Raw genomic sequence first — 12,409 nt, 5'->3', positions numbered from 1 at the left:
CGCACCGGGGCTTTGTGCCCTGTCGCCCTGCCCCGCCCGTTCCCTGCCTTTAAGCCCTGCCCGTACCGGATCCCGCATGTTCAATACCCGCGTTCTTGAATCGATCCTGATCCCGCTGGGGGCGCTTCTGGCCTCGGCGTTAATCTTCGCGGTCTTCCTGTCAGCCCTTGGCAAAAGCCCGGCGACGTTTTTGTCGCTGGTCTGGACCGGGGGATTTTCGTCGTGGTTTTCCATCCAGAACGCGTTGCAGCGCGCGGCACCCCTGATCCTGACCGGGTTGGCCTTTGCGATCCCCGCGCGGATCGGGCTGACCTTGCTGGGCGCGGAAGGGGCGGTGGTGATCGGCGGATTTTCCGCCGCCGTGGTGGCGATTCCGCTGGTTACCGCAGGGCTTCCCGCCGCGTTTGTCTGGCTGGTCATGGCGGTGGCGGCAATGGCGGTGGGCGCGGCCTGGGTTGGGCTGGCGGGCTGGCTGAAGCACCATCGCGGCGTGAATGAGACGATATCCTCGCTGTTGCTGACCTATATCGCCATTGCGATTGTCAGCTTCCTGATCGAAGGGCCGTTCCGCGACCCTGGGTCTGCCAACAAGCCGTCCACCATGCCGCTGGGCACGGATTACCGCATCGGCGGGATGTTTGACAGTTCCGTGCATTGGGGGCTGGCGGCGGGGCTGTTCCTGTCGGTGGCGCTGTGGGTGCTGATGGCGCGCACGCCTTTTGGCTTTGCCGCGCGGATGACGGGGGGCAACCTGCGCGCCGCGCAAGGTCAGGGCCTGCCGGTGGGCCGCCTGCTGGTCGCCTGCTGCGCCATTGCCGGGGCCTGCGCCGGGGTGGCGGGCTTCTTCGAGATTGCCGCGATCCACGGGCAGGCCAATGCGTCGCTGGCTGCGGGCTATGGCTTTACCGGTATCCTTGTTGCCTTTCTGGCACGGCACAATCCGCTGGCCGTGGTACCCGTGGCGATCTTGTTTGGCGCGCTGGAGGCGTCAGGCGGGTTGGTGCAGCGGCGCATGGAGATGCCCGATGCGACCATGCTGGTGCTGCAAGGCATCATCTTCATCGTGCTTCTGGTCAGTGACACGATGTACGGGCGCCTGCCCTTCCTCAACCCTGACCGGAGCGGAGCGCGCAGATGACCGACGCCGACCCCATCGCCAGCCTGATGATCGTGTTCTACGCCTTGCTGGGCGGGGCGATCCGGGTTTCTACCCCGTTTTTGTTCGTGGCGTTGGGCGAATGCCTGACCGAGAAATCGGGGCGCATCAACCTCGGCCTGGAAGGCAACCTGATCCTCGGTGCAATGACCGGTTATGCGGTGTCCTACAACTCTGGTTCCGCATGGGTCGGTGTGCTGGCGGCGGGCGGGATCGGCGTGGTGCTGGGCGTTGCGCATGGCTGGATCTGCAAGCTGCCAAAGGTCAATGACATCGCGGTGGGGCTGGCCTTCATGGGGCTGGGCACCGGGTTGGCGTTCTTTTTTGGCAAGCCGTACATCCAGCCCTCGGCCCCGCGCCTGACTTCGGTGCCGCTGGGCGGGTGGTCGGACAGCCCGCAGGTGCAGCAGGCGTTGCAGGTCAACCCGCTGTTTTTCATCGGCATCGTGCTGGCGGTCTTCCTGTGGTGGATGCTGCGCAACACCCGCTGGGGGCTGGTGATCCGCGTCACCGGGGATTCCGCCGCATCGGCCCGGGCGATGGGGGTGAATGTGGATGGGGTGCGCATCCTGACCACGGCGGCGGGCGGCTGCCTTGCGGGGATCGGCGGGGCCTTCCTGTCGCTGTCCTACCCCGGCAGTTGGAACGAGGGGCTTTCGTCCGGCCAGGGGTTGATGGCTGTCGCGCTGGTGATCTTCGCGCGCTGGAACCCGTTGCGCTGCGTGCTGGCAGCGCTGTTGTTCGGGGCGGCAGGTGCGCTGGGACCGTCGCTGCAATCCATCGGGGTCAGCTTTGGCTATCACTTCTTCAACGCTGCGCCTTACATCGTGACGCTGGGGATCATGATCGCCTCGGCCCGGTCCAGATCGGCGGCGATCGAAGCGCCGCGCGAATTGTCGATCATCAAGTAGTGAAAGGGGCGGCAGATGACACAGACCAGGCTGCGCGGCAGCGCGCCCAACCCCGGGGGCGCCATGTCGCTGGAAACCCGGCAGATGACCAAGACCTTCGGTGCCCTGCGCGCGCTGGATGCCGTGTCGCTGAACGTGCGCGCGGGGTCGTTCCATGCCCTGCTGGGCGAGAATGGCGCGGGCAAATCCACGCTGGTCAAATGCATCATGGGCTTTCACGCCGCTGACAGTGGCGCGACCCTGCTGGACGGTGCGCCGGTGGCGATCACCAGCCCGAGGCAGGCGCAGATGCGTGGCATCGGTATGGTCTACCAGCATTTCACGTTGGTGCCCTGTCTGACCGCCGCCGAAAACCTTGTGATCGCCCGCCCCGATGCACCCGGCATCATCCACTGGCGGGCCGAGCGGCGGCGGCTGGAAGCCTTCATGGACCGCATGCCCTTTCGCGTGCCGCTGGACCGGCGCGTCGCCGACCTTTCGGCGGGCGAGCGGCAGAAGCTGGAAATCCTGAAGCTGCTGTACCTTGACCAGCGGGTCCTGATCCTTGACGAGCCGACATCGGTGATGACCCCGGCCGAGGCCGATGAGGTGCTTCATCTGCTGGGCGGCATGGCACATCGGGGTGAGATTACGGTGCTTATGATCTCGCACAAATTCCGCGAGGTGAAGGCGTTTTGCGACAGCTTTACCGTGCTGCGGCATGGCGAGGTCACCGGCAGCGGCAGTGCGCATGACACCAGCATCGCCGCGATGAGCCGCATGATGATCGGCGAAACCGAACTGCGCGCCCGCGCCCCGCGCCTGTCGGGCGCAAAGGGGGCGGCGCAACCCCGCCTGACCCTTGACTCGATCAGCGCCGACGATGCGACGGGCCGCCGGGTGGTGGATGCGGTGACGCTGGACATTCATCCGGGCGAGATCGTGGGCATCGCGGGCGTGTCGGGCAACGGGCAAAGCGCGCTGGTCGAAGTGCTGTCCGGCCAGCGCGCGCTGGCCGACGGGCGCTTGCTGGCCGAGGGTCAGCCCTTCGCGCCGCGCCGGGCCGATCTGGACCGCTACAAGGTTTTTGGCCTGCCCGAAGAACCCCTGCGCAACGCCGTGGTGGCCCGCATGTCGGTGGCCGAAAACATGGCCTTTCGCAGCTTTGACAAGGCGCCCGTGGTCGGGCGCTTTGGCCTGATCTCGCCCGCGCGGATGCGGGCTGCCGCCGATGGGCTGATCCGGCGCTATAACGTCCAGACCCCTTCGGCGGATGCGCTGGTAGAAACGCTATCGGGCGGCAATGTGCAGCGCGCGGTGCTGGCGCGCGAATTGTCGGGCGATGTGGAGGTGCTGATCGTGGCCAACCCGTGCTTTGGGCTGGATTTCGCATCGGTTGCGGAAATCCGCGCGCAGATCATGGAGCAACGCAACCGGGGTGCCGCCGTTTTGCTGGTCAGCGAGGATCTGGACGAGGTGCTGGAACTGTCGGACCGCGTGGCGGTGATGTCGGCGGGCAGGCTGGGGCCGGTGGTGGCCGCGGACGCGACCGACCGCGACCAGATCGGGCGGCAGATGGGAGGGCAGACGGGGGAGCAGATGGGGGGGCATTGAGCGCGCGGCGGCGTGCCGCCCCGACCACTGCGCGATGAAACGGGACCGGAATTACAGCGCGCGCAGCACTTTTTCATAGAACAACTGCGCCGCGCGGGACAGTTCGCGGTTGCGTTCGCGCACCACAAAATACGGCGTCACGACCATTTCGGCCCGTGTCTCCAGATAGGTCAGCCGCGCCCCGAAATCCGCCCCGGTCAGCAGTTCTGCAACCTCATGCGACTGCGGCGCGATGACATCCGAACTGGCCAACAGCGCCAGCACCATCAAGAGCGATGAAGAATTGACGAAACGATGCGGCACCGGCGTGCCCGCGCCGTGAAACGCCTGCTCGACCGCTGCGCGGATGGGTGAGCCGCGTTCTTGAATCACCCATTCATACTCGGTCAGTTCGGCCAGCCCGACCCCGCGCCGCCCGGCCAGCGGATGCCCCTGCCGCACCAACAGCCGCACGATTTCCGACCGGGCGGGATGCACCTGAAGGCCGGTGGTGTCATGCGTGGCGGGGATGCGCGCCAGGATGAAATCGAAGCGCCCCTCATCCAGCCCGCGCACCAGTTCACTGGACGGTCCCACGTCGATGCTGACGGCAATGCCAGGTGCCAGCGCGCGCACGGCGGCCATGGCGGGGACGATCAGCCCGACGGCGGGGCCGGTCACCGTGCCGATCCGCACATCGCCGGCCCGGCCCGAGGTAAGGGCCGCCACTTCATTCTCAAGGCTTTCCAGCCCCGACAGGACGACGCGTGCATGGCTGGCAAAAGCGTCGCCCACTGGCGTTGCCTCCATCCCCTTGGGTGTTCGGGTGAACAGCGCGCTGCCGCAGCGGCTTTCCACATCCGCCAGAATGCGCGAGGCGGCGGGCTGCGACATCCCCAAAGCGCGCGCCGCCACCTGAAGCTGCCCCGTCTCATGGGTTTTCAGCAACAGGTGCAGATGAAGGGGTTTGATATATTGGATGAAGCGCATCAGCGTCACTTTTGCATCACACTTTTGGTATGTCAAAGCTTAAAATCGGGATTTTACATGCATACGGTGGCTGCCCTATGAATGCCGTCGTGGACAACCATGTCCAATCACATGTCGGCATGCACAGGGGAAACAGGCTGTGTGCGTCGATTTCGGGAGGATACTATGAAGATCAAGACCATCCTGACCGCGGCAACCGCGGCCATTGCTTTCACTGCTTCGGCGCATGCCGAAGGGCTTGTAGGTATTTCGATGCCCACCAAATCCTCGGCGCGCTGGATCGCCGACGGCGACAACATGGTGAAGGAACTGGAAGCGGCCGGTTATGAAGCCGATCTGCAATATGCCGAAGATGATATTCCCAACCAGTTGGCCCAGATCGAGAACATGATCACCAAGGGCGTCGAGGTTCTGGTGATTGCGGCCATCGACGGCACCACCCTGTCGAACGCGCTGGAAAACGCCGCTGCCGCCGGTGTCCGCGTGATCGCCTATGACCGGCTGATCCGGGACAGTGGCAATGTCGATTACTATGCCACCTTCGACAACTTCCAGGTCGGCGTGCAGCAGGCGTCCAGCCTCGTGGGCGGGCTGGAAGAGCGTTTTGGCGCAGGCCCCTACAATGTCGAATTGTTCGGCGGCTCGCCCGACGATAACAACGCCTATTTCTTCTATGATGGCGCGATGAGCGTGCTGCAACCGATGATCGACGAAGGTACGGTCGACGTTGTGTCCGGTCAGATGGGCATGGACACTGTGGGCACCCTGCGGTGGGACGGTGCCGTCGCTCAGGCGCGGATGGATAACCTGTTGTCGGCGCATTACACTGATGCGCAGGTGCATGGCGTGCTGTCGCCCTATGACGGGCTGTCCATCGGCATCCTGTCGTCGCTGAAGGGCGTTGGCTATGGCTCTGGCGATCTGCCGATGCCCATCGTTTCGGGTCAGGATGCGGAAATCCAATCGGTCAAATCCATTCTGGCCGGTGAGCAGTATTCGACGATCTTCAAGGACACCCGCGAACTGGCGAAAGTCACTGTGGGCATGGTGGATGCCGTGCTGGCCGGGACCGAGCCCGAGATCAACGACAATGAAACCTACGACAACGGCGTTAAGGTGGTTCCGTCCTACCTGCTGGAACCCGTTGCCGTGGACGCGTCCAACTGGGAAGAGATCCTGATCGGGTCCGGCTACTACACCACCGATCAGATCAACTGATCTTGCCTGCATCCGCGCCTGCCTGCTGTCACAGCGGGCAGGCGCGGTCTTTTCCCCCGCAGCGGACCGGGCTTGCGTTCAACGGCAAGGATCGCTGCGGGCCAAAGTTTCCCAGCATTCTCAACCCGGAAAGTCTGTGTGGCTTTCCCCCTGAGACGGCTTTACGCGCGAGGCCACAATGACGGCGCTTCTTGAAATGCGCGCCATCACCAAGGAGTTTCCTGGTGTCAAGGCGCTGGACCGTGTGACGCTTGAGGTCAAGGCAGGCGAGATCCACGCGGTTTGCGGCGAAAACGGCGCGGGCAAATCCACGCTTATGAAGGTGCTGTCCGGGGTCTATCCGGCGGGCAGCTACGACGGCGAGATCTACTATGAAGGCAAGCTGGCCGAATTCCGCAACATCCGCGATTCCGAGGATCGCGGGATCATCATCATCCATCAGGAACTGGCGCTGGTCCCACAGCTTTCGATTGCCGAGAACATCTTTCTGGGCAATGAGGCCGCGAAGGGCGGGGTGATCGACTGGCATGAGACCAGCCACCGCACCGAGGCGCTGCTGAGAAAGGTCGGCCTGCGCGAAAGCCCGGCCACGCTGGTGGACAATATCGGCGTGGGCAAGCAGCAGTTGGTAGAGATCGCCAAGGCCCTGTCGAAGAATGTGAAGCTTCTGATCCTGGATGAGCCGACTGCGGCGCTTCAGGAGAACGACTCGCGCAAGTTGCTGGACCTGATGCTGGAACTGAAGGCACAGGGCGTCACCTGCATCATAATCACCCATAAGCTGAGCGAAGTGCGCTATGTCGCTGATACGGTGACGGTGATCCGCGACGGCATGTCGGTCTCTACCAAGGATGCCAAGGCCGGGCTGTCGGAAAACGACATCGTGCGCGACATGGTGGGGCGTGACATGTCCGACCGCTACCCCCCCCGCGCGCGCGCTACGCGGGAAAGATGCTGATGGAGGTCGAGGGCTGGAACGTCTGGCACCCCGAACACGGCGACCGGCAGGTGATCCGCGACATCTCGATGAATGTGCGCGCGGGCGAAGTGGTGGGTATCGCGGGCCTCATGGGGTCCGGGCGCACCGAACTGGCCATGTCGATCTTCGGAAAGTCCTACGGGCGGCGCATTTCGGGCACGGTAAAGCTGCGCGGCAAGCCGGTGGATGTGTCGAAGGTGGACCGCGCCATCGCCGCAGGCCTGGCCTATGTGACCGAGGACCGCAAGACGCTGGGCCTGGTGCTGGATGAAACCATCCGGTTCAACACCACGCTGGCCAATCTGGACAGCGTGTCGGAACGCGGGGTACTGGATTTCAACGCCGAAACCACCGTCGCCGAGAAATACCGCAAAGCGCTGAGCACGCGCACCCCTTCGGTGTTTCAGATCGTCGGAAACCTGTCGGGCGGCAACCAGCAAAAGGTGGTGCTGGCCAAATGGCTGCACACCGCGCCCGAGGTGCTGATCCTCGATGAACCGACCCGCGGCATCGACGTGGGCGCGAAATATGAAATCTATGCGATCATCAATGACCTGTCGGCGCAGGGCAAAGGGGTCATCATGATCTCGTCCGAGATGCCGGAACTTCTGGGCATGTGTGACCGCATCTATGTGATGAATGAGGGCGCTTTCGTGGGCGAACTGCCCGCCGCCGAAGCCAGCCAGGAGCGGATCATGTCGCTCATCGTCAGTGAATAGGGAAACAGCGCAATGACGGCACAAACCAAAGGGATCAAGGAATATCTGGCGGCGCATATGCGCGACTTCGGGCTTCTGTTCGCGCTGATCGCCATCATGGTGTTCTTTGAAATCGTGACCGGCGGCACGTTGATGCGCCCGGTCAACATCACCAACCTGTTCTTGCAAAACAGCTATATCATCATCATGGCGCTGGGGATGCTGATCGTCATCGTATCGGGCAATATCGACCTGTCGGTCGGCTCGGTCATGGGGTTCATCGGGGCGCTTGCGGCGGTGCTGATCGTCAATTTCGATGTCCACATGGCGCTTGCCATGGCAATCTGCCTGATTACCGGCGGTCTGATCGGCGCGGCGCAGGGTTATTTCGTGGCGATGTGGAAGATTCCTTCGTTCATCGTGACGCTGGCGGGGATGCTGGTGTTTCGCGGGTTGTCGCTGTGGCTGCTGGAGGGGCAGTCGGTCGGGCCGTTCCCGCGCGAATTCCAGCTGCTGTCCACGGGCTTTGTCATGGATATCTTTCCCGCCTTCATGGGCGAATATCTGGCGGGCGTGTTCGGCACCCGCAACTTCAACGTGCTGTCCTTCACGCTGGGCGTGGTCGCCGCCGTTGCCGTCATTGCCATGGGGCTGAAGAAACGCAACCGCACCGCGCAATACGGCACCGAGGATGAGCCGGTCGGACTGTTCTGGGTGCGCAACTGCATCATTGCCGCCGGCATCGTGCTGCTGATGTTCAAGCTTTCCACCTTCCGCGGCCTGCCCAATGTGGTGGTTACCATGGGTGTGCTGATCGCGATTTATGCCTTTGTCACCGAACGCACCGTGATCGGGCGGCGCATCTATGCGCTTGGCGGGAACGAGAAAGCGGCGAAACTGTCGGGCATCAAGACCGAACGGCTGACCTTCCTGGCCTTCGTCAACATGGGCGTTCTGGCCGCACTGGCCGGGTTGATCTTTGCCGCACGGCTGAATACGGCAACGCCGAAGGCCGGTTTCGCGCTGGAACTCGATGTCATCGCGGCGGTCTTCATCGGCGGCGCGTCGATGTCAGGCGGCGTGGGCAAGATCATCGGCGCGGTCGTCGGTGCCTTCATCATGGGCGTCATGAACAACGGCATGTCGATCATGGGCATCGGCATCGACTATCAACAGGTCATCAAGGGGCTGGTGCTGCTGGCTGCCGTGTTCTTCGATGTCTACAACAAGAACAAACAGGCCTGAAACCTGTAGGTAAAGGAAACTTCCATGGCGTTCAAACCGGCACAATGGCCGCGCAAGCTGCGGTCGCAGGAATGGTACGGGGGCAGTTCACGCGATGTGATCTATCACCGCAGCTGGCTGAAAAATCAGGGGTATCCTGATGATCTGTTCGACGGGCGGCCGATCATCGGCGTGTTGAACACCTTTTCGGAGCTGTCGCCCTGCAACGGCATCCACATGAAGGATCTGGCCGAAAAGATCAAAGCGGGCATCTGGGAGGCCGGGGGCTTCCCGGTCGAAGTGCCGGTTTTCTCGGCGTCGGAAAACACCTTCCGCCCGTCCGCGATGATGTTTCGCAACCTGGCCGCCCTGTCGATCGAGGAGACCATTCGCGGTCAGCCGATGGATGGCGCCGTGCTGATGGTGGGCTGCGACAAGACCACGCCGTCGCTGATGATGGCGGCTGCATCTTGCGACATCCCGTCGATCGTCGTGACCGGCGGGCCGATGCTGAACGGCTATTATCGCAACGAACGCGTCGGTTCAGGCACCCATCTTTGGAAATTCTCCGAGGCCGTGAAGGCTGGCGAGATGACGCAGGAGGAATTCCTGGAGGCCGAGGTTTCCATGTCCCGGTCCACGGGGACCTGCAACACCATGGGCACGGCATCAACCATGGCGTCGATGGCCGAAGCCCTTGGCATGGCGCTGTCGGGCAATGCGGCGATCCCCGCCGTGGACAGCCGCCGCCGGGTGATCGCGCAGCATTCGGGCCGCCGCATCGTGCAGATGGTGAAGGACGACATGAAGCCGTCCGACATCCTGACCCGCGACGCCTTCATGAACGCGATCCGCACCAATGCGGCCATCGGCGGGTCGACCAATGCGGTGATCCACCTGCTCGCGCTGGCGGGTCGCGTGGGGATCGATCTGACGCTGGCCGATTGGGACCGCTGGGGCCGAGACGTGCCGACTATCGTGAACCTGATGCCGTCGGGTAAATACCTGATGGAGGAATTCTTTTACGCCGGTGGCCTGCCGGTCGTGCTGAAGCGGCTGGGCGAAGCCGGGATGCTGGTGAATGACGCGCTGACAGTATCGGGCAAGACCCTCTGGGATGAGGTCAAGAGCGCCGTCAACTACAACGAGGACGTTATCTTGCCCGCCGACCGTGCGCTGACCCAATCGGGTGGTATCGTGGTGGTGACCGGCAATCTTGCGCCCAAGGGTGCGGTGCTGAAGCCTTCCGCCGCCAACCCCGCGCTGTTGCAGCATCGGGGCCGCGCCGTGGTGTTCGAGGATATCGCAGATTACAAGGCGCGGATCGAAGACCCGGATCTGGATATTGACGAAACCTGTGTGATGGTCCTGAAGAACTGCGGGCCAAAAGGCTATCCTGGCATGGCCGAGGTCGGCAACATGGGGCTGCCGCCCAAGATATTGCGCAAGGGTGTGACCGATATGGTCCGTATCTCTGATGCGCGCATGTCGGGAACGGCCTACGGCACCGTGGTGCTGCATACCTCGCCCGAGGCTGCTGCAGGCGGGCCTCTGGCCGTCGTGCAGAATGGCGACATGATCGAACTGGATGTGGCGAACCGCCGCCTGCATCTGGACGTATCCGATGCTGAACTCGCTGCCCGGCTGGCCGCATGGACCGCGCCCACGGGACAGCCTGAAAGCGGCTATGCCTGGCTGCACCAGACCCATGTGCAGGGCGCAGATACTGGCGCGGACCTCGATTTTCTGATCGGATGCCGTGGAAATGCCGTTGGAAAGGAAAGCCATTGATTGACATAGCCCTGATGGGGATCGGCAAGATCGCGCTGGACCAGCATGTCCCCGCGATTGCCGCTTCGCCCGACTTCACACTTGCCGCCACCGTCTCGCGTCATGGCAGCGTGCCCGGCGCGCCCGGCTTCACCGATATCGACAGCCTGCTGGCGGCGCATGACGGGATCCGCGTCCTCTCGCTGTGCCTGCCGCCGGTTCCGCGCTTCGATGCTGCCGCGCGTGCCATCCGGGCCGGTCGCCATGTGATGCTGGAGAAACCGCCTGGTGCCACGCTGGCCGAATGCCACGCGCTGCGCCGTCTGGCCGAGGCGCATCGCGTCTGCCTTTTTGCCACCTGGCACTCGCGCGAGGCCGACAAGGTCGCTGCCGCCAAGACATGGCTGGCCGACAAGCGCCTGCGGTCGTTGCGCGTGACCTGGAAGGAAGACGTCCGCCGCTGGCATCCCGGGCAGGACTGGATCTGGGAACCCGGCGGCATGGGCGTCTTCGATCCCGGCATCAACGCGCTGTCGATCGTGACCGAGATCTTGGCGCATGACATTCACCTGACCTCGGCTACGCTGGACGTGCCGGAAAACCGCCAGACTCCGATCGGTGCGGAACTGGCCTTTTACCACCCCGAAGGCGCCGAGGTCTCGGCCGTTTTTGAGTGGCGTCAAGAGGGCGATCAGACATGGGAGATCGTCGCCGAAACCGACGCGGGCACCTTGAAACTGTCCGACGGCGGGGCGCGGCTGACCGTGGATGGCGCTGCCGCCCCGGCGCTTGACGATGACAACCCGCTGTCGGGCGAATACCCTCGGCTATACGCCAAAATGGCCCGACTGCTGGCGCGCGGTGGCATCGACATGGATCTGCGCCCCATGGTGCATGTGTCGGATGCACTGGCGCTTGGCCATCGCCGACGCGTCGCCCCGTTTGTTGAATAACCGAAAGAATTTGCCATGAAACAGCCCCTAACCGGCATCCTGCCCGTCGCCCCCACCCCATTTTTCGACAATGGCGCCATTGATCCCGAAGGCATGAAGCGTGTGCTGGATTGCATGATCGACCAGGGCGTCGATGCCATCTGCATCCTGGCCAATTACTCAGAACAGTTCCTGCTGTCGGATGAGGAACGCGCGATCCTGACCCGCGTCAGTCTGGAGCATGTGGCGGGCCGCGTGCCGGTGATCGTGACGATTTCGCATTTCGCCAATGACATCACCGTGCGCCGCGCCGTTGAGGCGCAGGCACAGGGGGCTGCCATGGTGATGATGATGCCGCCCTATCACGGCGTCGGCCTCGTGCCGCCGGAACATGCGGTGTTTGGCCAGTTCAAGGCAGTATCGGACGCGATCTCTATCCCCATCATGGTGCAGGACGCGCCGCTGTCAGGCGTGCCGCTTGGCGTGCCGCTGTTGGTGCGCATGGCGCAAGAGATTGAAAATGTGTCCTATTTCAAGATCGAGGTGCCCTTCGCCGCAGACAAGCTTGCCGCGTTGATCGAAGCCGGTGGCAAGGACATCATCGGCCCGTTCGACGGTGAAGAGGCCGTGACCCTGCTGGCCGATCTGGATGCAGGCTGCACCGGCACCATGACTTCGGCCTTGCAACCCGAAAAGATCGCGCCCATCGTCCGCGATTATCGGGCTGGCAATATCGACGCCGCACTGGACCAGTGGCGGCTGTGCCTGCCGCTGATCAACCACGAAAACCGCCAGTGTGGTCTGCGCGCCGCCAAGGTGGTGATGAAGGAAGGCGGCGTGATCGGCTCGGACCACGTACGCGCGCCGCTGCAACCGCTCAGCCCGCGCACCCGCGACCGGCTTTTGCAGCTGTCGCGCGAACTTGACGTTATCGCCCTGCGCTGGGGCAAATAAGACAG

9 protein-coding genes and 1 pseudogene are annotated in these 12,409 nt (G+C 63.3%); 9 read left to right on the top strand and 1 reads right to left on the bottom strand.

Annotated features, from left to right (window positions below; translation table 11 throughout):
- Positions 1-76 precede the first annotated feature (76 nt).
- The 3 genes from H9529_RS20155 to H9529_RS20145 are packed head-to-tail and all read left to right on the top strand — an operon-like array spanning position 77 to position 3,660.
- The gene (locus tag H9529_RS20155) at positions 77-1,138 is read left to right on the top strand and encodes an ABC transporter permease (RefSeq protein WP_092888441.1); all 1,062 of its coding nucleotides are present in this window, start codon (positions 77-79) and stop codon (positions 1,136-1,138) included.
- Positions 1,135-2,067, top strand: coding sequence for an ABC transporter permease (locus H9529_RS20150; protein ID WP_092888444.1), 933 nt, complete (start codon positions 1,135-1,137; stop codon positions 2,065-2,067). The genes H9529_RS20155 and H9529_RS20150 overlap by 4 nt, the downstream gene beginning before the upstream one ends.
- Before the next feature lie 15 nt (positions 2,068-2,082).
- Positions 2,083-3,660, top strand: a complete 1,578-nt coding sequence (locus tag H9529_RS20145) for an ABC transporter ATP-binding protein (protein ID WP_218132130.1) — start codon at positions 2,083-2,085, stop codon at positions 3,658-3,660.
- A gap of 51 nt (positions 3,661-3,711) precedes the next feature.
- On the opposite strand, the gene H9529_RS20140 is transcribed toward H9529_RS20145, so the two are convergent.
- Positions 3,712-4,629, bottom strand: coding sequence for a LysR family transcriptional regulator (locus tag H9529_RS20140; RefSeq protein WP_092888447.1), 918 nt, complete (start codon positions 4,627-4,629; stop codon positions 3,712-3,714).
- 165 nt (positions 4,630-4,794) lie between these two features.
- Here H9529_RS20140 and chvE point away from each other — a divergent pair, with 165 nt between their 5' ends.
- The 6 genes and pseudogenes from chvE to H9529_RS20110 all read left to right on the top strand — a co-directional run bounded on the left by chvE (position 4,795) and on the right by H9529_RS20110 (position 12,404).
- On the top strand, positions 4,795-5,847 hold the full coding sequence (chvE, locus tag H9529_RS20135; RefSeq protein ID WP_092888450.1) for a multiple monosaccharide ABC transporter substrate-binding protein: 1,053 nt from the start codon (positions 4,795-4,797) through the stop codon (positions 5,845-5,847).
- A 178-nt stretch (positions 5,848-6,025) separates the two neighbouring features.
- Positions 6,026-7,545 (top strand): annotated as a pseudogene (gene mmsA, locus H9529_RS20130) (multiple monosaccharide ABC transporter ATP-binding protein).
- 12 nt (positions 7,546-7,557) lie between these two features.
- Positions 7,558-8,769 (top strand): multiple monosaccharide ABC transporter permease, encoded by a 1,212-nt coding sequence (gene mmsB, locus H9529_RS20125; RefSeq protein ID WP_092888453.1) that lies wholly within the window; start codon positions 7,558-7,560, stop codon positions 8,767-8,769.
- Positions 8,770-8,793: 24 nt separating this feature from the next.
- On the top strand, positions 8,794-10,539 hold the full coding sequence (araD, locus tag H9529_RS20120) for an L-arabinonate dehydratase (RefSeq protein ID WP_092888456.1): 1,746 nt from the start codon (positions 8,794-8,796) through the stop codon (positions 10,537-10,539).
- On the top strand, positions 10,539-11,471 hold the full coding sequence (locus H9529_RS20115) for a Gfo/Idh/MocA family protein (RefSeq protein ID WP_092889192.1): 933 nt from the start codon (positions 10,539-10,541) through the stop codon (positions 11,469-11,471). Before araD ends, H9529_RS20115 begins: the two co-directional genes overlap by 1 nt.
- Positions 11,472-11,486: 15 nt before the next feature.
- On the top strand, positions 11,487-12,404 hold the full coding sequence (locus tag H9529_RS20110) for a dihydrodipicolinate synthase family protein (protein WP_092888459.1): 918 nt from the start codon (positions 11,487-11,489) through the stop codon (positions 12,402-12,404).
- Positions 12,405-12,409 lie beyond the last annotated feature (5 nt).

The organism is Roseicitreum antarcticum, from assembly GCF_014681765.1.
Taxonomy (GTDB): Bacteria; Pseudomonadota; Alphaproteobacteria; order Rhodobacterales; family Rhodobacteraceae; genus Roseicitreum; species Roseicitreum antarcticum.
This window is presented reverse-complemented; position numbering and strand designations above follow the sequence as displayed.